Genomic DNA, 22036 nt, shown 5'->3' on the forward strand with positions numbered 1-22036 from the left:
GGCAAAAATGAAAAAAACAAAAGTAATATGCTTTGCAAATAACAAAGGCGGAAGCGGAAAGTCTACGACCTGCTCTAATGTAGGGTACGGACTGGTGCAGCTTGGCAGGAAGGTACTCCTGATTGACGGGGATATGCAGCTGAACCTATCATTGTCTTTTTTTGATGAAGAGCAGGTCCTGGAATTTGCCAGGGGAGAAAAAAACTTATACGAAGGAGTCAAAAAGCAGGAGGACCTGACGGGATATATTATCCATTCTCCCTACGAGGGGCTTGATTTGATTCCTTCTTCCACTTTAATGAGTTCCATCGAATACGAATTGTTTACAAAATGGCAGAGAGAATATATTTTGAAGAAATGTCTGGAAAAGATCAGGGAAGCAGGTATTTACGACTATATTCTTATTGACGCGCCTCCTACTTTAGGCGGATGGGTTATGAATATTTTGTGCGCTTCTGATGAAGTGATTATACCAGTGGAATCCACCCCCTGGGGGTTATTCGGGCTTGGGAACATGTTTGAATTTCTGGAACAGGTGAAACAGATTGCCCCGGACTTAAGGATGGGCGGAATTGTAATTACCAAAGTGGATACCCGGAAGAGTTATTTTAAGCAGACTCTGGAAACACTGAAACAATTGGACGGCGTAAAGGTTTTTGATACATACGTCCGTGTGGATAGTGGTATTGAATGGGCACAGGATAATAATGCGCCGGTTATGGCTTATAAGAAAAGCAGCAGAAGCGCAGCAGAATATATGGAACTGGCAAAAGAAATCGAGGGATAGAAAAGTAGAACGAAAACAGGTGAGTATATGGACTTAGGATTATTAAAAGAGCTGTCTGTAATCACAGAGGAAGAACGCAGGATATTGGACGGGAGAGATGGGATTGACCAGCACATCTACACCGAAAAGAAAGAATGGATTGTAGATTGTGAAAAACTGCTTAAAAAAGGCAAGTTGATTCAAGTCCGGCCTCATACCCGTTTTGTGCATTTTCCAAAACACCGGCACAATTATGTAGAAGTGATTTATATGTGCTGCGGCTCAACAACTCATATTTTAGATGGGAATAAAGTTGTCCTGGAAGAGGGAGATTTACTGTTTCTGAACCAGAATGTGGTGCAGGAGATTCTTCCGGCGCAGGAAGAGGATATTGCGGTAAATTTTATTATTCTGCCGGAATTTTTTAATGTGGCATTTTCTATGATGGGGGCGGAAGAGAATATGCTGAAGGAATTTCTGGTAGGTACTCTGTGCGGAAAGAACGAAACGACTCCCTACCTGTATTTTCATGTGGCAGATGTACTTCCAATCCAGAATCTTGTGGAGAACATGGTATGGACTATTTTTTATGATTTGTCTAATAAGCGCCGTATGAACCAGGTTACCATGGGACTCTTGCTATTGCAGCTGTTAAACTACATGGATAAGATGGAAACTGGCAGCAGCCAGTTTGATAAAGATTTGACCGGAGCTGTTTTAAGCTATGTGGAAGAACACTATAAAAATGGCAGCCTGTCAGAACTGGCAGAAATGCTGGGATACGATGTATATTGGCTGAGCCGTGAGATTAAGAAGAGGACAGGCAGAACTTATAAGGAACTTCTTCAGGTAAGGCGCATGAGTCAGGCCTCTTATCTGCTGACCAGCAGTACTTTGCCTGTTTCCGATATTATAGAATCAGTTGGCTATGATAACACAAGTTATTTCTATAGAAAGTTTAAAGAAAAGTATGGGATGAGTCCGAAAGAATACAGGGAGAGGTGACGGGCGGGGGTGTAAATCCCTGCTTTTTCCACGGAGGCATTTGAGAAGAAAAAGGAGGAGACATATGATACAGTCAGTCTATGCTTGCGACCTTCACACGCATACTACGCGCTCAGACGGGGCAGATACCCCGAAGGAAGTTATTTCCCGGGCGGCCCTGAGAGGAGTCAGGATTCTTGCCATAACCGACCATGATATTGTGCCAGAGGAATTCTGGACAGAAGAAAATGGAGAAAAGATAAATCTCAGGGAGTATGGGGGTTCTGTCAATGTAAAGCTGCTGCCTGGAATGGAAGTTTCCTGTGAGACAGAAGTGGAGGATGTACATGTGGTCTGTCTGGGATGTGACTGGTCACATTTGTGGTTTAAAGCGATGGAACGGACAGTCTCGGAATCCCGAATTGTCGGATATCGAAAGCTGGTTTCATATCTGCAGGAAGATGGAATAGAGATTACCTGGGAGGAAGTGCTTGATAATTGGGGACATCCGGTAGAGGAAGAGTATGTTTCGAAAAAAATGATATTTGAATTGCTGGCGCGGAAGGGATTTTCAAAGAGCTGGAGCGATGCAAAGCTCATGATAAGGAATACGGAAAGGTACCGGATACAGCGCCAAAAACCAGATCCAAAAGAGGTGATCCGGGAAGTCCACCGGGCAGGGGGGATTGCCATACTGGCACACCCGCTGTTGATTGCTGAACAAGTTGAGGTAAACGGACACAGTATGTCCAGGGAAGAATATATAGAAGAGCTTATAGAAGCCGGGATGGATGGAATTGAGGCATGCTATACTTATGACAAAACCAGTTATGAGGGAAGGATGAGCAATGAAGAGGCGGAGAGATATATCCGTGAGAGCTATGGAGATAAAGTGGAAATTATGTCCGGCGGTTCGGATTATCATGCGGACGGGAAGAAGGGCGTGGCAAATCCCCGGGAATTGGGAGAATGCGGGGTAACAGAAGAGTATTTTTATGAAAACAGGCTGCTTGCGGATTTACTGAATATGAAATAGCAGACCTTCCTAATATTGTTTGATGTCTGGTAATTTAGCGCTGGGAGGGATTTGATATGATAAAGACATTGGCGAAAAGTGTAAGAGAATACAAAAGAGATTCCATTCTGACCCCTATATTAGTCTCATTAGAGGTCATTTTGGAAGTCATTATTCCGCTGTTGATGGCAAGGTTGATTGATTTCGGAATTGATAAAGGTGATATGATATATATATGGAAGATAGGGGCTTTTCTTTTACTTGCAGCTTTTATCTCTTTGTTTTTAGGGGCGGCTGCGGGCAAAACTGCTGCCTATGCATCGGCAGGGCTGGCAAAAAACCTGAGAAAGGATATGTATTACAATGTACAGAAATTTTCGTTTTCTAATATAGACAGGTTTTCTACATCCAGTATTGTAACGAGATTGACAACGGATGTGACGAACGTACAGAATGCCTATCAGATGATGATACGCATGGCTATGCGTGCGCCGGTAATGCTGCTTTTTTCTTTGGTTTGTGCATTTAGGGTAGATGCGGGATTATCTATGGTATTCTTGATTTGCATCCCGGTTCTTGGAGTCGGACTGTATATGATTATAGGGAGGGTACACCCTATTTTCAAAAAGGTGTTCAAGACCTATGATAAGCTGAATCACATCGTTCAGGAAAACGTACGGGGTATCCGTGTTGTGAAGTCTTTTGTCAGGGAAGACTATGAAAATGAGAAGTTTCAGGATATTTCCGGAACAATCTACAAAGATTTCTCTAAAGCGGAGAAAATGATTGCTTTTAATATGCCGTTAATGCAGCTTTGCATGTATGTCTGTATGCTCATTTTCTCCTGGTTTGGGGCAAGAGCAATTGTTGCCAGCGGGGGAAATCCAGCAGCAGGATTAAGTACCGGAGAACTGATGAGTCTGATTACGTATGCTATGCAGATATTGATGAGTCTGATGATGCTTTCTATGGTTTTTGTTATGCTTATCATATCCAAAGCCTCTGCGGAGAGAATTACGGAAATTCTTGTAGAGGAAAGTGATTTAAAAAATGGGGAGCATACTGTAAAAGAAGTGAAGGATGGTTCTGTCGAGTATGAGAACGTTTCCTTCTGTTATTCGAAAAAAGCGAACAAGAAATGTCTGACCGGAGTAAATCTGAAAATTGCTTCCGGTGAAACCATTGGTATTATAGGAGGAACTGGATCTTCTAAATCTACATTGGTGCAGCTTATACCAAGGCTTTATGATGTGACGGCTGGTACTCTGAGAGTGGGTGGTGTGGACGTCCGCGATTATGAAATTGAGGTACTGCGCAATCAGGTTGCGATGGTGCTGCAGAAGAATGAACTGTTCTCTGGTACCATCAAAGAGAACCTTCGCTGGGGAAATGCCCAGGCATCGGATGAAGAGCTGATACGCGTCTGTCAGCTGGCTCAGGCTGATGATTTTGTCCAAAGTTTCCCAGATGGGTATGATACCCACATTGAGCAGGGAGGTGCTAATGTATCAGGAGGTCAGAAGCAGCGTCTTTGTATTGCAAGGGCACTTCTGAAAAGGCCTAAGATTTTGATTTTGGATGATTCTACCAGTGCTGTAGATACAAGGACGGATTCTATGATTCGAAAGGCATTCCGGGAGGAAATCCCGGAGACTACAAAGATTATCATTGCCCAGAGAATTTCTTCCGTGGAGGATGCGGATAAGATTATCGTACTTGATGACGGGAAAATAGATGGCTTTGGTACCCACAAAGAGCTCCTGAAAAATAATGTGATTTACCGGGAAGTTTATGAATCCCAGCAGAAGGGGGGCAATGAGGATGAATAAGAAACAACAGCAGTTAGATGTGCAGACATTGAAACGTCTCCTTTCCTATCTGAAACAGTATAAGACGAGATTCCTTTTTGTTTTGCTCTGTATTTTCATAAGTGCAGGGACAGGTGTGCTTGCATCCTTGTTTTTACAGGTATTGATTGATGATTATATTACTCCGCTTTTGGTGCAGGCTGTACCCGATTTCAGCGGACTGCTCCGTGTAATTATTATATTGGGCGGCGTGTATATCATCGGTGTGCTTGCCACCCTTTTCTACAACAGGATGATGGCCGTGATATCCCAGAGAATATTGAAGGACATCAGAGACGAAATGTTTTCCCATATGCAGACACTTCCGGTAAAATATTTTGATACACATTCTCACGGTGATGTGATGAGCCATTATACCAATGATACCGATACACTGCGTCAGATGATGTCTCAAAGTGTACCGCAGCTTTTTTCATCTGTTATAACTGTAGTCGCTGTTTTGTTTGCCATGCTTTCCATTAGTTTATGGCTGACTTTATTTGTCCTGGTATTTGTAGTAATTATTCTCCAGGTGGTAAAAAGGATTGCCGGAAACAGCGGAATATATTTTATCAGGCAGCAGGAGTCTATTGGTGATGTGAATGGCTATATCGAAGAGATGATTAATGGCCAGAAGGTTGTAAAAGTGTTTTGCCATGAAGAAAAGGCAAAAGAAATGTTCAATGAAAAAAATGAGAAACTATTCAGGGAAGCTGCTCAGGCGAATACCTATGCAAACATTCTGATGCCGGTTATGAATAACCTGGGATATGTACTGTATGTCCTGATTGCAGTTGCGGGGGGAATTCTGGGAATCGTCAAAGTGACAAATATTAGCTTTACAGGCGTGAATGTGATTACTCTTGGAATGATCGCGTCCTTTCTGCAGCTGTCCAGAGGCTTCATCCAGCCCCTGGGTCAGGTTTCACAGCAGTTAAGTGCTATTGTTATGGCATTGGCAGGAGCGAAACGTATTCTCCAGCTTATTGACGAAGAAAGTGAAACGGACGATGGTTACGTAACACTGGTGAATGCCGAATATAAAGACAATGTGCTGACGGAAGCACCGGAGCGCACTGGAATGTGGGCATGGAAACATCCCCACGAGGACGGCACTCTGACTTATACTGAGCTGAAGGGCGAAGTACGGATATATGATGTGGATTTTGGTTATGAGGAAAATAAAGTAGTACTCCATAACATTACTTTATATGCAAAGCCCGGACAAAAGGTGGCATTTGTAGGCGCGACGGGAGCAGGAAAAACAACCATAACAAACCTGCTTAACCGTTTCTATGATATTGCGGACGGAAAAATCCGTTACGATGGTATCAACATTAATAAGATTAAGAAAGAAGATCTCCGCCGTTCCATCGGAATGGTGCTACAAGACGTTAATTTGTTTACTGGTACAGTCATGGAAAACCTGAGATACGGAAAGCTGGATGCTGCAGATGAAGAATGTATTGCTGCCGCAAGACGCGCCAATGCAGACGGATTTATCCGTATGCTGCCAGAGGGATATGACACCGTTTTATCAGGAGACGGAAGCGGCCTGTCTCAGGGACAGCGCCAGTTGATATCTATCGCCCGGGCAGCAGTAGCAGACCCTCCAGTAATGATACTGGACGAAGCAACCTCCTCCATTGATACAAGAACAGAAACTATTGTGCAAAGAGGTATGGATGCCCTGATGAAGGGGAGAACTGTATTTGTAATTGCGCACAGGCTTTCTACGGTCCGGAATTCGGATGTGATTATGGTATTGGAGCTTGGACAGATTATTGAGCGGGGAAGTCACGAAGAACTGATTGAGAAACAAGGCAGATACTACCAATTGTATACCGGAGCCTTCGAGTTATCATAGGAAATGGTTTCCGGATTAGCAGAAGTGGGGGGATTTAAATGGCTATGAGTCAAACGGCAAGAAGGATTTTAAAGGCTCTTTCTTTTGATGGAATTGAAGTGGAAGCTTCCCGGAATCTGGCGGATTTGAAGAGGCTGGATCCCATGAAAATTTTTTATAAAAAGATAGATTACAAGATTTATAACGGGGAATTTGAAGTACCCACAAGGATCTTTTTTCCCCATGAGAGGGCCTTTGAGAACACCGGACCGAATCTGCACAAGGTGATGCTTTTTATTCACGGCGGTGGCTGGGTAACGGAAAGTGTGGACAATTATGAGCGTATCTGTGCCCGTCTTGCAAATGCTACGGAACAGGTCGTGGTCTCAGTGGATTACAGGCTGGCACCGGAAAATAAGTTCCCCATCGGCCTGGAGGACTGCTATGCGGCGGCAAAGGCAATCTTTACGAACCGGTTTATTCTGAACGTGAATCCTGAGGATATTACGTTGATTGGAGACAGTGCGGGGGGAAATCTGGCTGCTGCCTTGTCTTTGATGGCACGGGACAGAGGAGAGTTTATGCCCAGACGGCAGATTTTGATTTATCCTGCTGTTTATAATGATTATTCAGAGAATTCTCCTTTTGAATCGGTACGGGAGAATGGTACGGATTATTTGCTGACGGCAGGAAAGATGCGGGACTACGTAGAACTGTATGCAGGCAGCGAGGAGGATAAACAAAATCCATATTTTGCCCCTATACTTGCAGAAGATTTGTCAAATCAGCCGGATACACTGATTCTTACGGCGGAATTTGACCCGCTCAGAGATGAAGGGGAAGCGTATGGAAAGAGATTGAAGGAAGCAGGAAATTATGTAGAGGTCATAAGGATACCAGAGGCACTGCATGGTTACTTTGCGTTGGGGATTAAGCATTTTTATGTGAAAGAGAGTTTTGATTATATGAACCGTTTCTTAGGGAATAAACTGACGGGGGAGGGATAAGGCGTGCAGCAGAAGAGGGCATATTGGAGAAAACTGGATAATGCGGCAAAATTATTTTCGGCTACAAGCAATAAAAAGGATACCCGGGTATTCCGGTTTTATTGTGTTTTGAAGGAAGAGGTGAGCCAGGGAAAGCTGCAGGACGCTCTGGAGAAAACGCTGGTGACTTATCCTGTGTTTTTGTCGGTTATGAGGAAAGGGTTATTCTGGCATTATCTGGAGAAAAGTCAGCTTAGGCCGGTGGTAAGAAAGGAATATAAGGAGCCTTGCAGCAACCTGTATATAAGAGACAAAAAGTCCCTCTTATTTGAAGTGACCTATTATGGGAAACGGATTAATTTTGAAGTATTCCACGCTTTGACTGACGGAACGGGAGCTACAGAATTTCTGCGGGAGCTGGTGAAAAACTATTTATATATCAGCCATAAAGAAGAGGGCTTGCCGGACGTGCCGCTGCTGGATGAAAATGTGACGGTTCAGGACCAGGAAAATGACAGCTTTTCTAAATATTATTCGGAAGTGAAGAAGAAAAAGGAAAAGAAGCCAAGAGCTTTCCAGTTGAAGAAACCCCGTAAAGAAGTGGGAATGCTTCAGGTGAATGAGGCGGTGCTTTCCGTGAAGGATTTAATTGCGCGTTCCAGAGAGCTGGGAGTTTCTATGACGGTATTTCTGACAACCATATATCTCATGGCAATCCACCGGGAGATGACAAAGCAGCAGGAGAAGCACCCTGTTGTGCTTATGATACCTGTAAACCTTAGAAAGTTTTTTCCTTCAGACTCTATGCTGAATTTCTTTAATTGGATTGAACCCGGATATCATTTCGGCAGAGATGGAGGGGACTTTGAAAAGGTGCTGGGCCATGTGAAGGCATATTTTGAAAAGGAACTGACAACGGAGCAGATTGCTAAGCATATGAATGAACTGATTGCACTGGAGATGCACCCCATTCTCCGGCTTGCACCGCTGGAGCTAAAGAATCTGTGCATCAAAGCAGGGGCACGTTATGCAGAAAAGGATGTGACGGCTATCCTTTCTAATATGAGTGCAGTCCATATGCCTCAGGAATATGTCCCATATATTGACCGGTTTGGAGTTTTCACCAGTACCCCTAAGATGGAGCTTTGTGTGTGCTCCTTTGGGGACAAGCTTTCACTGGGATTTACCTCCAGATATGATACGATAAATATTCAGCGGAATTTCTACCGGATTTTAAAGGAACAGGGAATCAATGTGGAGCAGGTCCAGCCTGAATATCCCGAACCGGATGTGCCGGGGGAGCTGGAAATCAAGGTGTTCCGTTTCTATTCTTTTTTATGTTTGGCAGCAATAGTGGCTTTTGTGGCGGCGGATTTCACCTTTCATCCTGAGATACAGTGGCCCCTGTTTACTGCAGCAGGAATAGGCAGTATGTGGCTGGCTTCCTGGATTGGATTTATAAAACGGTATAACTTGATGAAAAATGCCATGTGGCAGTTGATTATTGTGTCGGTGGGGTGTATTTTATGGGATGTTTTTACCGGCTGGCATGGATGGTCGGTAGATTTTGTACTCCCCATTGTCTGTATGAGTATACTGCTTTCTATGTGGATTATTACAAAGGTCCAGAGACATACGGCCAGGGAATATATGATTTATTTTGTCATGGCAGGAGGATATGGGGCTATACTGCCTTTGATATTACTGCTGACGGGTGTAATAAAGCTGCCCATTATTTCCGTAGTATGTGTAGTCATATGCTTCTTATTTTTGGCGGCTCTGGTTATATTTAAAGGAAAAGAGTTCAGAGAAGAAATGCATAAAAAGTTTCATGTATAGTGAGTACGAATCAACTTTATAAAATTTGAGGAATGCCTTTTTATACCTGTTATAATTTAGTATGTGTCATGATTTAGTAGATTGACCACGGACGTACAAAAAAGTATAATAATACATGTATCTGGAAATAGAAAATAGGATACTCCAGAGCGGACAGGAAGGAGAATGGAATGTACACAGAAGATAAAGTGACAGATATGGAATACCTGCCATTATCCTGCAGCCAGATGAACATCTGGAATTTGGAAATGGCGCATCCGGGACTCCCAATTAATAATATATGTACAGCATTAAGGATAGAAGGAAATCTGAATCTGGAATATCTTCAGACCTGCATTGAACTTTCTTATCAGGCATTTCCGTCACTCAGGACAAGGATTACTGTAAGGGATGGAGTCCCCTGTCAGTATGTGTCCGGCGAAATACCTGCCAGAACAGCAATTTTCGATTTTACAGAGACAAATGAGCAGGGGGTGGGAAACTGGTTTCAGTCTGTTGCCAGAGAACACTTTACCTTGTGTGACGCTCCTCTTTGCCAGATGCTGGTTTTTAAAACATCTGAGGACAGCGGAGGAATTTTAACCAGAGTGCATCATATTGCTGCAGATGCCTGGTCTCATGGATTATTAACAAATCATATTATACATAATTATTTTCAATTACTTCAAAATAACGCACCGGACTGTACGGTTACACCCTCCTATGAAGAACACATTCTGAAGGAACAAAAATATTTGAAGTCCAAAGCTTTTGAAAAGGATAAAAAGTATTGGAATGAGGCACTTTGGGGGATTTCGCCGGGTGCAGCAAAAGAACACCAGTGCGCGGTAGTAAGTCCGGTGGGCCTTCGAAAGTCATACCGGCTGTCTAACCGTCTGAACCGTCTGATGGGAGGATTCTGCGAAAAAGCAGGGGTTTCTCCCTTTGCTGTGTTTTATATAGGACTGGCTATTTATCTGAGGCGTGTGAAGGGGCAGGCCAGATTCTGTATTGGAGTCCCTACAATGAACAGACTTAATTTTAAAGAAAAACAGACGGGCGGCATGTTTGTAAATACGCTTCCTTTTGTAAATGAGTTTGATATTTCTATTAGTTTGAATCAGTTTAATGAAAAGCTTCAGCGGGACTGGTTTGCTCTATTGTATCATCAGAGAATTCCCTATGAATTTATTAAAAAAATAGCCAGCACAAATGAAAAACACCTGCCCCAAGGGTTGTTTGATATTGTGCTTTCCTATCAAAACGGTAAACTTGACCACCTGAGAGGAGCCCGGGTTTCTCTGGAGGGACGCTGGCTGTACAGCGGTTATCAATGTGAGTCGCTGTGTATTCACTTGAGCAGCAGAGATAAAGAAAATCAGTTTATGGTAGATTATGATTATCTGACTCAGATTTTTTCCGGAGAGGAAATTGACAGGCTGCACGAAAGCCTGTGCCGCATTTTAAAGGAAGCTCTGCAGAATCCTGATACTCCCATACACAGCCTTTCTATTTTAAGTGAGGAGATGGAAGAAAAGGTTATCTATGATTTCAATCAGACGGATGCCTGGTATGAGAAAGATGAGGGGATTGCAAAAAAGCTGAAAGAGACAGTGGAGCTGCACCCGGACAGGACAGCAGTTATATTCAGGGGAAGGCGGATATCATACAAGCAGCTTGGTGAAGCCGGAGAAAATGCAGCCCGCCGGATTACCAGAAAAATGAACAGAGAGCAGGGTACGGTTGCCATTCATTTGGAGCGGTCAGAAAAGATTTTTATAGCTCTCTGGGGAATCATATTTTCGGGAAATAGCTGGCTGTTTATTGATACCGGGCTTCCACTTCAGCGGAAAGAGGAAATACTGAATGACAGCGGTGCAGTTCTGTGTATTTGTGACAGCAGGGAAGAAATATATACAGGCAGTACTTCTTTTGTCTCATTTGATGAACTGGCCGAACCGGAAGAGGATATAAAGTGCAGGGCAGCAGGTCCGGATGATCTGGCATATCTGGTTTATACCTCTGGAAGTACAGGAACTCCGAAAGGGGTGGAAGTGGAGCAGCATAGCGTTCTGAATCTGGCAGTTTCGATGCACCCATTATATCCAAAGGGAGCAGTACTGTCTATTTGTAATGTGGGATTTGATGCTTTTTTGCTGGAAAGTGTGATTGCGCTCTTGGATGGAAGGACGATTGTATTTGCTGCTGAGGATGAAATGAACCATCCGCAGAAAATCGGACAGCTGATCCAGAGCTTTGACGCGGGCTTTCTGGCGCTGACTCCATCCCGGCTATCTGCATATTTAAAAGAACCGGGGTTTTGTGAGTCGCTCTGGCATTTAGAAACGATTATCTGCGGCGGGGAAAGTCTGCCTCCCGAATTGTATAAAAAGCTTAGTGAGCATACCGGGGGAACGCTTTATAATCAGTATGGACCTTCGGAGGCTACTGTGGCTGTAAGTCATGCTGCGGTGAATGGAAGGGAACCAGTTAGTATAGGCCGGCCTTTGTATAACTGCAGGATGTATATTCTGGATGAATTCCTGAATCCCCTGCCGCCTGGTTCTGCGGGAGAAATTTATATCAGCGGGACATGTCTGGCAAGAGGATATCACAACAGGAAAGAACTGACAGAAGAGTGTTTTCTCCCGGATCCCTTCTCAGATGGAGGCAGAATGTACCGTACAGGGGATTATGGAAAATGGTCTGAGGATGGAAGAATCTTCTATCTGGGAAGGAAAGACAGCCAGATAAAGCTGCTTGGACATAGAATTGAACTTTCAGAGATTGAATCAGTACTGATGCGCCACCCTGGAGTAGATGTTTCTGCTGTTACTGTGTGGGAAGAACAGCTGATTGCTTATTATGTAGGCAGCGGGGACGTGGAGGAAAGGGAAATACTCACATTTGCAGCCAATTACCTTCCTCGTTATCTTCTTCCCGGTGTACTTATGCGGGTGAAGGATTTTCCTCTCACCGGCAACGGGAAAATCGATTTCCAGGCAATGCCCAGGCCTGTTTTGCCTGATATACAGGAGAAGCCGGCAGATGAGGTGGAGCAGCAGCTTCTTCACATTTGGAAAAAGGTATTAGGAAGAGAAGAACTGGGAGTTAATTCCGATTATTTTTTGTCGGGAGGGGATTCCCTGAACGCAGTTCTTATGCTGGTAGAGGTAGAAAAACAGTTTTCCCGCACAATTTCTGTGCAGGAATTTTACGCAGGCTCCACATTAAGACGGCTTGGAAATCTTATCCGCGGCAGAGAAGTACAGGGGCAGCTTAGAGGAGCGTGTATCAGGAAAGCGGCAGTCCGGGACTGGTATCCTGTGACTCCCTCCCAGGCAGGCTTTTATGTTATGCACCAACTGGATGAGACAAAAATCAGCTATAATATGCCAACGGCCTTTTTACTTAGTGAAAGTCTGGACTTTTCACGCCTGGAGAATGCAGTGGATCAAATGATACAAGAGGATTCCGTACTGCGTACGACGTTTCATATTGAAAACGGCAGAGTGACAGCAAAGATAAGTTCTGAGCCGGAGTTTCATATGCAGTACATGGAGTGCAGCAATGTAAAAGAAGCAATGGAGCGTTTTGTACAGCCATTCAATCTGGAGGAAGGCCCCCTTATCAGAGTAGCTGTGTTGAAGCTGCCTGAAGATAAAGCCGGTGTACTTCTGGATATGCATCATATCATTTCCGACGGCCTCAGCAGCCAGATTTTACTGGACAGACTGAACCGGTATTATCAGGGCCTGCTTGTTTCCCTGCCGGAATTTGATTATACAGACTATGCATGGTGGCTCAGTGAGAGGATGGAAGGAACGGGAAATTCCAGCAAAGAATTTTGGGAAAAGAATCTGCCGGATTCCCTGCCGGAATCAGAATTTCCGCTTGACAGGCCCCGGCCAACCGTATTTGAAGGCAGAGGCGCCAGGTACTCCTTTGAACTGCCTTCTTCTCTCGAAGGAGAGCTTCAGAGAGTGTGCGGAGAAGAGCATGTAACGGTGTTTGTACTGCTGCTGTCCGTTTATGGTATCCTGCTGAGCAGATATTCCGGGAAAAAAGAAGTCGTGATTGGAACTCCTTTTTCGGGACGGCACCGGCAGCACATGGAGGAGATGACAGGAGTATTTGTAAATACCCTGCCGGTTTTTATGCAGGCGGATCCAGAGGACACCTTTGCGCAATATCTGGAATCTGTGAAAAACACTGTAATGGCGATGCTGGATAATCAGGAAATTACTCTGGAGGAACTTGCCAAGATGGCAGGAGTTGAGCGAAACAGAGCGAAAAATCCGCTGTTCAGTGTAATGTTTACGATGACACCTCTCAAAAGCGACAAAGTTTCAATTGGAAACGCAGAACTGAATTATGTACCCAGTGATACCCATGCAGTAAAAATGGACTTAAATCTGGAGGTGACCTGCAAAAACGGCAGATATTATTTCCAGTTTGAGTATGCCGGAAGCCTGTTTGATGAGGTGACCATTGCATTTTACAGCAGGTGTTATCTGCAGGGACTGCAGCAGGTGTTGTCTGGTTCAGCTATCCGGATTCACGACATTGCCATGCTTGATGCTGCCGACAGAATCCGGCTTCTGGAAAAGCCCAGGCATCTGCGTACACCTTATGACGGAACAACCGTAGATCAGGCAGCAGATTATTATGCCTTTTCAGAGCCTGAGAGAATAGCGGTGCAATGGGGAGAAAATGATAGTTATACATTCGGGGAGCTGAAGGTAAAATCGGATGCTCTTGCGGCAGCCCTGCAAAATGCGGGGGTGGAGCAGGGAGATAAGGTGGCATTTTTGACCAGGCGTACAGGAATTCTTCCTGTTTTTATGTTTGGAATTTTAAAAGCGGGTGCCGCGTATGTTCCGGTGGACCCGGAACTCCCAAGCGAACGGATTCTTTATATGCTGCAGCAGGCGGAAGTCAGGCTGGTACTTTATGGGCAGCAGGAACTGGTTCTGGGCGGCCTGTCCTGCGAGGAGATGATATGGAGCGGGGAACACGGGGACGGTTCTGTGCAGGTGGTAAACGGACATGGTCCAGAGGATGCAGCGAATGTCATTTACACCTCCGGAACTACAGGGAACCCGAAAGGGGTGGTGATGCTCCACAAGTCTTTGTCAAACCTTTCTGACCACCTGGAACCCCTGCTGGGAAGCACAAAGGAAATTATATTATGTGCGTCAAATTGTGTATTCGATGTATTCACTACAGAGACGATTTTGTCACTTGGAAAAGGATATGGTATCAGTATAGCAGATGAGGAAGAAATGGTATTGCCCTGGAAGATGGCGGAGCGAATCCAAAGAGACAAGGTTACGATTCTGCAGCTGACGCCATCCCGGATTCAGATGTGCCTGGGAGATGAAGCATTCAGGCAGGCCCTTCGCCAGATACACCGGATTATCCTGCTGGGTGAATCCTGGAGCATGGAGCTGAAAGATAGACTGAACAGCCTGACTGATGCAAGAATATTTAATATTTATGGCCCTACAGAAACATCCGTACATAACTGCCAGGGAGATATTACGGAGGAAAAGAGTATACATATCGGAAAGCCCATTGGGAACTGCCGGTATTATCTGCTGGATAAGGAGGGCCGGCAAGTGCCGCCTACCGCAGTGGGAGAAATATATATTGCAGGAGAATGTTTGTCCCGGGGATATACAAATCAGAAGGAGCTTACAGATGAGGTTTTCCTGCCTGACTGTTATTTCAAGGGAGAAAAAATGTATAAAACCGGAGATTTGGGAAGACTCCGGGCAGACGGAAACTGGCAGTGTCTGGGCCGTGTAGATACACAAATAAAGTTAAATGGGCACAGAATAGAGCCTTTGGAGATTGCAGAAGTTATGCTTGCATCCGGGCTGGTGAAAGAAGCTGCTGTTGTTCCGGTTATGAAGAACGAAATCCCCTCATTTTTGAGAGGGGCAGTGGTGAAGACCCCAGAGTACAGCGAAGAAGCTTTAAGAGCTTATATGAAAAAAAAGCTGCCGGAGTATATGCTGCCGTCGGAAATTTTAATCCTGGAGGAGCTTCCCCGGACAGTCAGCGGCAAGACGGATATGAAGAAGCTCGCGGTGACGGCGGCGGGGAACGAAAGTACACAGGGCGAGGCGGATACAATTGGAGAGTTATGGAAAGAGGTACTGGGAAGGGAGCCTCTGAGGGAGGTTTCTTTTTTTGAACAGGGAGGGACTTCTCTTATGGCTATTGTTCTTTTGAACCAGTACCGCCAGAAACAATATACGTTTAATATTAATGATTTTTATCATTACCCTACATTAAAAGAGCAGGAGGGCATATTGGGCATTAAACCTCTGCAGGGTGCTTCGGTGGCAGAAGGGGAGAAAATCGAACCAGAACAGCCTGAACTCCCGGAAAAGCTGACAATTCAGGAGGAGAAGCCGTGCAGGACCGGAGCTGTATTTCTGACGGGGGCAACGGGGTATCTGGGCAGCTATATACTGAAGAAGCTGCTGGAATATGGAAATGAAGAAATCTATTGCCTTATCCGTAAGGAAGCCGGGCGCCTGAAGGAAAGCATGGATTTCTATTTTGGAGAGGGTTATTATGAGAAATACCGGTCCAGGCTTCATATTATTCTAGGCGAGCTTACACAAGAGCAGTTCCAGGCCGGACCAGCCGTGTATACAGAAATGACACAGAAAGTAACCAGAGTGTTCCACTGTGCGGCAGATGTCAGGCACTATGCTCCGGAATCAGAGCTTTACCAGACGAATGTAGAAGGAACCCGGGAAATCCTGCGTTTTGTAAAAGCATCCAAAGCGGCTCTGATGCATATTTCGACAGTCAGTGTTGCGGGAGACAGGCTCCATAATACTGAAAGGAAAATGGTATTTGAGGAAGAGGACTTGAATATCGGACAGAACTGGTGGGATAATCCTTATGTTAAAAGCAAGATACTGGCAGAAAAGCTGGTAGATGATGCTGTGAAAGAAGGGGTTTGCGCCAATATATTCCGGATTGGACGGCTGGTTGGGGATTCTTATAAAGGAATTTTTCAGAGACATCCGGAATCTAATGCGTATTACCGCCTCATAAAGGGGATACTGGAACTGGGAATGCTTCCAGAGGTGCTGTATGTCCGGAGTTTGGAAGTTACTCCGGTGAACCTGGCTGCAGAAGCTGTAATAAGGCTGAGTAATACCACAAACGCTGCGTATCACATCTACAGTCCCCATGAGGTGGAAATAGGCAGACTGGCGGAGGCCTGTGCAGCTGTGAAGAAGGTGGACGTTCAGACATTCGAACGTGCTCTGCAGGAGCAAAGCTCACAGTCAGATTCTCCATACATTCAGGCGTTGATGCAGACCTGGTTTTCTGAAAAGGAACAGGATGCTCCGATCAGAATTAGTGCCAAAAGGACTATGGACAAACTGGCATCGCTGGATTTCTGGTGGCCTCAGGCAGATATAGCCAGACTGAGCCAATGCTTTTTGGAAGAGAGGAGAGAAGAACAGGAGTGATGATAATAGGACATGTGCTGGATATTTCTGTTGCCATACTGGCATATTTTATTGTCAGCTGTGTGCTGAAGGGCAGGCTGTCAAAGGCACAGAAGCTTTATCTTTCCTCAGCAGCCTTTCTGCTGATATGGCTGCTGGCAGTTATAGGAATGGATTATACTGAAAACAGAACAACCCTTCAGGTTCTGGATGCAATTACATGTGCATGCTCGGCACTGCTGATTGTGACTATCTTGCTGATGTCTCTGGTAGTCACCCAAAATTTGGTTCAGGTGCCCTGGTATTACTGGCTGCTGTATATACTGCCGGTTCTGTCATCGCTGGTTGTGTTTACAAATCCGCTGCACCACTTATTTTACAGGAGGTTCTCTATCTATGCATCGGAAGTACAGTTTGGTCCCCTGTTTCTTATTTCCGGGCTGCAGTATTATATAAATTCTGTTGCTGTACTGATAATTATGTTCCGATATGGGACTGTAAGTAAAACCAGAAGAATATGGGGGCAGGTAAGCCTGTTTACGGGCGGGCTGCTTGTTCCGCTTATTACAAATCTTCTGGCTACCCTGAAAATTATAAAACTTCCCATATCTGCTACTCCCCTGGCCTTTCTTGTAACTATTTTTACTCATGGGGTTGCAGTTTACTATCTGAACTTTTTAAATATTAAACCCATAGCACTTGAAAGTATGGTGGATAATATTTCAGAAGGATATATGCTTCTTTCATCGGACCGGTGCATTGTATATTCCAATAACGCATTTGATGAAATCTTTGGGAAGCATTATAAAATGAGAATAGACAGTTACCTTCACAAAGTGGTGGAAGAGCTGGAGGAGCGGAAAAAAGATGTAATTTATAATCTGCTGAATTTTTTCGATGTCTGCAAGCAGTCTGTGAACGTAATTTCTTATGAACAGGCTATTCTGTGTGAAGATGGAAAAATATACTATTCTGTTGAGCTGACTCCTATATTTGTAAGACACAGTATGGCAGGCGTTCTGGTAATGTTCCGGGATGTGACAAAGCTGAAGGAGGAAATGCAGAAAAAGCAGCAGAACCTGAGCCGGGCCATGGAGCGGGAGAGACTGATTTCTCTGGGGCAGATGATAGGCAGCATTTCCCATAACCTGAAGACGCCGATTATGGCAATATCAGGAGGTGTCACATTGCTGGAAGACCTGGTAAGAGAGTACGAAGAAAGTGTGGGAGATGAGGAGGTCACTGTTGAGGACCACCGGGAAATTGCGCAGGAGATGCAGGGGTGGCTTTTACGGATAAAAGAAGGATGTGCCTATATGTCCGATATCATTACAACAGTGAAAGGAATGGCGGCCAACCTGAGCATCCCATCGGAAGGAGAGTTTACCATTGATGAGGTGTTTAAAAGAGTGGAGATGTTTCTCAGGACCAAGCTGATTAAGAACGGGTGCGGGCTGAAGATTCTCAATGAGCTTCCGGAAGGTACAACGCTTTGCGGAGATGTAAATAATATGGTACAGGTAATAAATAATTTGCTGGATAACGCCTGTGATGCAATGGAAGGCAAAGGCGGCGGCATTGTAATGAAAGCTTACAGGGAAAGGAGCAGTGTTTATATTGTGGTGAAGGATCAGGGCGGAGGAATATCCCGTGATATACAGGAGAAGCTTTTCCGTTCTATGTGCACCACTAAAGGGACAAAAGGAACAGGGTTGGGACTATACAGCTCGGCAGAAATTATACGGGCAAGATTTGGAGGAAGGATTTGGGGGGAGAATAACGAAGAAGGCGGCGCCTCCTTTTATGTTGAGCTCCCAATGGAGGAAGAGGACAAAAGAGATGCGGAAGAACAGAGCTGGAAAAGAAAAAAACGGTTTTAAGATGTTCATATTGGATGATGACAGAAACATCCTGGATGCCTTAGAGGCTAATTTCCGTACAAAAGGTTATGAGGTGGTGACTCAGGACGATCCTATTGAAGCGCTGGAACAGCTTAGCGCCGGGCATTATGATATTCTGATATTGGATTTTATTATGTCACCTATCTGCGGAGATGAGGTCGTTGCACGGCTGAGAAAATTTGATACAAAGATTTATGTCATTTTGCTGACCGGACACAAAGAACTGGCTCCGCCTCTGAATACAATCAGAGAGCTGGAAATACAGGGATACTGTGAAAAGAGCAACCGGCTTGACCAGCTGGAGCTTCTTGTGGAAAGCTGTGTGAAATCCATCCGGCATATACATACAATTTACCAGTATCAGGGGGGACTGTCGAGTATTCTGGAATCCACATCCCATCTGAATCAGATGTTGTCGGTTGAACAGTGCCTGAATGAAATACTTGAGGAATTACAGGTACTGTCAGAGACTGAGGATGGATTTGTCTGGGTGAAGCCAGATTATATGCTTATGGATGTAAGATCTTCTGATTTGCTTCCAGACATATACAGAGGAGCCGGATATTTTGATAAGCCCTTTTCTATATTTGAAAAAGAAAACGGCTTCAGTATTGTGAAGAGTATGGATAATCAGAAAATGAGCTATCAGGAGGATATTCTGCTTGTACCTTTGTCAGGAAAGCAGAACAGCATTCTGGGAGTGCTGGGAGTAAGAGTAAAAAAAGCTCCGGATATCACACTGGAGGCTCTGCTGTCCGTATATGCAGAACAGGTTTCGACTGCGCTGCATAATACACTGCTTAAAACCCTTCTGGATACCAATAATAAGCGTTTGTCTGGTATGAATCAGCGCCTGATAAATAGTTATATGCAGACGGTGGAGGCGCTCCGCCTCCTGGTGGATGCCAAGGATTTATATACAAGGGGCCATTCTGACCGGGTTTCCTGCTATGCAGTGGAGCTTGCCAAAAGTGTAAGCAGTGACCAGCAGTTTATTAACCGGGTACGGGTGGCAGGTCTTCTGCATGATGTGGGGAAAATCGGGATTCCAGATGCAGTTCTGAGCAAACCGGATCGGCTGAATGAGGAAGAATTTGCAGAAATAAAAAGGCATCCGGAAATAGGCGCAGATATTCTTTCCTGTATGGATATGTTCAATAATATGGGAGACATTGTTCTGGCTCATCATGAGCGCTATGACGGCACCGGGTATCCAAGAGGGCTTAAAGGTGAGGAAATCCCTCTTGAGGCAAGAATGATAACAATAGCCGATGCTTTTGACGCCATGATGTCCGACAGGCACTACAGAAAAAAATTGTCTTTTGAAGAAGCAGTGCGGCAGTTGGAGGAAGGGAAGAATACTCAGTTTGACGGCAGTCTTGTAGAGCACTTTCTAAAGGTACTGGATCATTGTGATGATATTTGCATAGACCTACAGTGGACTTATGATGAAAATAGAGGAAGAAGTTAAAAAATGGAGCAGAAGAACATTTATAAACATATAAAACTTTACTCAACATTACCAGAGTGCCTGGAAGAAGTGAAAGATCTTTACGCGGACAGTCCTGCGATTACTGTATTTGACAGAGCGGGACTCAGAAGAGATGTAACATACAGGGAATTTGTGAAGGATGTACAGGGCGCGGCGTATGGGATGTTTCAGAAGAAAATGGCAGGAAAACATATTGGGATTGTGGGAGAGAATTCTTATGAATGGATTGTTGCTTTTTGTGCCTCCGGATGTATTGGTTCCGTTGGAGTTCCCATTGATATTGAACAGCCCGAAGAGGAGATTATCACTCTGACAGAATTTGCAGATGTTTCCTGTGTGATGGTTCAGAAGGAATTTCTGCCTGCATTTGAAGAATGGGAGAGGGGCAGCGTCCTTTCCCTGGACACAGAGCTGGGGCAAATGATTGCACAGGGCAGAAAGGAACTGGAAGAGAAAGGAATACAGAATTTTGATTTCTGCGCTCCTCCGCAGGCCGACACCCCTCTTGCCATTATATATACATCCGGGACTACCAGTGTATCCAAAGCAGTGGTTCTCAGCCATTATAATATGATGTATAATGCCTGCTGCTCCCAGGCTTCTGTAGAACTGGAGGGAAGAATGTTTAATCCCCTCCCCCTTTACCATGCATATTCCCTGGGGTGCGGCGTTCTAAATACACTTACTCATGGGCAGAATCTCTGTATAAACGGGAATTTGAAAACCTTGTTCCGTGATTTAAAGCTGTACAGTCCGGATACTGTTATGGCGGTGCCTCTTGTTATGGAAAACATGCTGAAAGAAATACACCGCATTCAGGAAAAAATAGGTATCCGCCAGCAGACAGAACAGGCTGTGGAGAGGTACAAAAAAAGTATATTATTTAAAAAGCCGGTGTTGGAAAACGGGATGAAGGAAATACTGGGAAGCCGGCTGAAAACCATATGCTGTGGAGGTGCGCATCTGAATGAGAAGGCAGCAGAAGAATTTACTGCATATGGACTGGATGTACTGCAGGGGTATGGGCTTACAGAGTGCAGTCCATTAATCAGCGGCAGTATCCGGGGACAGAAAAGGCTTAATTCCGTGGGCCGTCTTCTTCCTGGAATTGAGGTAAAGGTGAGCGGAGGAGAGCTTTTAGTCAGAGGCCCCAGTGTATTCAAAGAATATTACAAAAATCCTGGAGCAACAGAAGAAAGCTTTACTAAGGACTGGTTTCATACAGGAGATATCGGATATATAGACAGGAAGGGATTCCTTTATATATGCGGAAGAAAGAAGAATCTTATCGTATTTAATAATGGGAAAAAGGTAGTGCCTGAGGAACTGGAAGCATATATTCAGAAAATACCTCTTGTAAAGGAAGTTATGGTATATGGAGCAAGTACCGGCAGTGCCCTGGATGAGGTGAAGCTCTCTGCGCTGGTCTGTATGGATTCGGAAAAAACAGAGGAAACGGATAAATATAAAATACTGGAAAGTATTCAGGAGGATATAGATGCACTCAATAGCAGGCTGCCTGTGTATAAAAGAATTCAGTCTGTAAAATTGTCGGAATCAGAGTTCAAAAAGACTTCTATGCAGAAGGTTCGAAGGAGAGAAGTGATTGTATGACAGAGGAAGGAATGTTTCGGTTAGTGGAAGATATAATCAGAGAGGTAACCGGAGTGGAGAGACTGACTATGGACACAGATTTCGTAAAGGATCTGGCCTTGAATTCTATGGATGTGGCAAATCTGATTTGTGCATTTGAAGAAAGATTTGATGCGGAAATTCCTATGAAAGATGTACGGAAGCTGGTGCAGGTGAAAGATATTATCCGGTATATGCAGGAAAACGGTGAAAAGAGATTCTAGATTGTATTACTGATGCTGTTTGTGGTATTATAAATGAAATA

At 44.6% G+C, this 22036-nt stretch carries 12 protein-coding genes; all 12 read left to right on the forward strand.

Going from position 1 to position 22036, the window contains the following annotated elements; all coding sequences use genetic code 11:
* The first annotated feature begins 7 nt into the window (after positions 1–7).
* The 12 genes from A8805_RS04540 (at position 8) to A8805_RS04595 (ending at position 21995) form a co-directional block, all read left to right on the forward strand.
* On the forward strand, positions 8–787 hold the full coding sequence (locus A8805_RS04540; protein WP_109709015.1) for a ParA family protein: 780 nt from the start codon (positions 8–10) through the stop codon (positions 785–787).
* Positions 788–814: 27 nt separating this feature from the next.
* Positions 815–1771, forward strand: coding sequence for an AraC family transcriptional regulator (locus A8805_RS04545; protein WP_109709016.1), 957 nt, complete (start codon positions 815–817; stop codon positions 1769–1771).
* Positions 1772–1835: 64 nt separating this feature from the next.
* Entirely contained in the window at positions 1836–2786 is a 951-nt protein-coding gene (locus A8805_RS04550; protein ID WP_109709017.1) for a PHP domain-containing protein, read from the forward strand.
* A 56-nt stretch (positions 2787–2842) separates the two neighbouring features.
* Positions 2843–4594, forward strand: a complete 1752-nt coding sequence (locus tag A8805_RS04555) for an ABC transporter ATP-binding protein (protein ID WP_109709018.1) — start codon at positions 2843–2845, stop codon at positions 4592–4594.
* Entirely contained in the window at positions 4581–6479 is a 1899-nt protein-coding gene (locus A8805_RS04560; RefSeq protein WP_420319464.1) for an ABC transporter ATP-binding protein, read from the forward strand. Before A8805_RS04555 ends, A8805_RS04560 begins: the two co-directional genes overlap by 14 nt.
* 38 nt (positions 6480–6517) lie before the next feature.
* Positions 6518–7465: an alpha/beta hydrolase gene (locus A8805_RS04565; RefSeq protein WP_109709020.1), complete on the forward strand. Its 948-nt coding sequence runs from the start codon at positions 6518–6520 to the stop codon at positions 7463–7465.
* A 3-nt stretch (positions 7466–7468) separates the two neighbouring features.
* The gene (locus A8805_RS04570) at positions 7469–9283 is read left to right on the forward strand and encodes a DUF6320 domain-containing protein (RefSeq protein ID WP_109709021.1); all 1815 of its coding nucleotides are present in this window, start codon (positions 7469–7471) and stop codon (positions 9281–9283) included.
* Between the two features lie 170 nt (positions 9284–9453).
* The gene (locus A8805_RS04575) at positions 9454–16767 is read left to right on the forward strand and encodes a non-ribosomal peptide synthetase (RefSeq protein ID WP_109709022.1); all 7314 of its coding nucleotides are present in this window, start codon (positions 9454–9456) and stop codon (positions 16765–16767) included.
* On the forward strand, positions 16767–18626 hold the full coding sequence (locus A8805_RS04580; RefSeq protein WP_242992290.1) for a histidine kinase N-terminal 7TM domain-containing protein: 1860 nt from the start codon (positions 16767–16769) through the stop codon (positions 18624–18626). The genes A8805_RS04575 and A8805_RS04580 overlap by 1 nt, the downstream gene beginning before the upstream one ends.
* Entirely contained in the window at positions 18586–20118 is a 1533-nt protein-coding gene (locus A8805_RS04585) for an HD domain-containing response regulator (RefSeq protein WP_109709024.1), read from the forward strand. The genes A8805_RS04580 and A8805_RS04585 overlap by 41 nt, the downstream gene beginning before the upstream one ends.
* A 3-nt stretch (positions 20119–20121) precedes the next feature.
* Positions 20122–21753: an AMP-binding protein gene (locus tag A8805_RS04590; protein ID WP_109709025.1), complete on the forward strand. Its 1632-nt coding sequence runs from the start codon at positions 20122–20124 to the stop codon at positions 21751–21753.
* Complete coding sequence (locus tag A8805_RS04595) at positions 21750–21995, forward strand: acyl carrier protein (protein WP_242992273.1); 246 nt, start codon at positions 21750–21752, stop codon at positions 21993–21995. Before A8805_RS04590 ends, A8805_RS04595 begins: the two co-directional genes overlap by 4 nt.
* Positions 21996–22036: the final 41 nt, after the last annotated feature.

This window comes from Faecalicatena contorta, from assembly GCF_003149105.1.
Classification (GTDB): domain Bacteria; phylum Bacillota; class Clostridia; order Lachnospirales; family Lachnospiraceae; genus Muricomes; species Muricomes contortus_C.

What these genes read in the sequence shown, in the direction of transcription:
- A8805_RS04540 (WP_109709015.1), top strand. Translation starts at nt 8, where the DNA reads ATGAAAAAAACAAAAGTAATATGCTTTGCAAATAACAAAGGCGGAAGC.
- A8805_RS04545 (WP_109709016.1), top strand. Translation starts at nt 815, where the DNA reads ATGGACTTAGGATTATTAAAAGAGCTGTCTGTAATCACAGAGGAAGAA.
- A8805_RS04550 (WP_109709017.1), top strand. Translation starts at nt 1,836, where the DNA reads ATGATACAGTCAGTCTATGCTTGCGACCTTCACACGCATACTACGCGC.
- A8805_RS04555 (WP_109709018.1), top strand. Translation starts at nt 2,843, where the DNA reads ATGATAAAGACATTGGCGAAAAGTGTAAGAGAATACAAAAGAGATTCC.
- A8805_RS04560 (WP_420319464.1), top strand. Translation starts at nt 4,581, where the DNA reads ATGAGGATGAATAAGAAACAACAGCAGTTAGATGTGCAGACATTGAAA.
- A8805_RS04565 (WP_109709020.1), top strand. Translation starts at nt 6,518, where the DNA reads ATGGCTATGAGTCAAACGGCAAGAAGGATTTTAAAGGCTCTTTCTTTT.
- A8805_RS04575 (WP_109709022.1), top strand. Translation starts at nt 9,454, where the DNA reads ATGTACACAGAAGATAAAGTGACAGATATGGAATACCTGCCATTATCC.
- A8805_RS04580 (WP_242992290.1), top strand. Translation starts at nt 16,767, where the DNA reads ATGATAATAGGACATGTGCTGGATATTTCTGTTGCCATACTGGCATAT.
- A8805_RS04585 (WP_109709024.1), top strand. Translation starts at nt 18,586, where the DNA reads ATGCGGAAGAACAGAGCTGGAAAAGAAAAAAACGGTTTTAAGATGTTC.
- A8805_RS04590 (WP_109709025.1), top strand. Translation starts at nt 20,122, where the DNA reads ATGGAGCAGAAGAACATTTATAAACATATAAAACTTTACTCAACATTA.
- A8805_RS04595 (WP_242992273.1), top strand. Translation starts at nt 21,750, where the DNA reads ATGACAGAGGAAGGAATGTTTCGGTTAGTGGAAGATATAATCAGAGAG.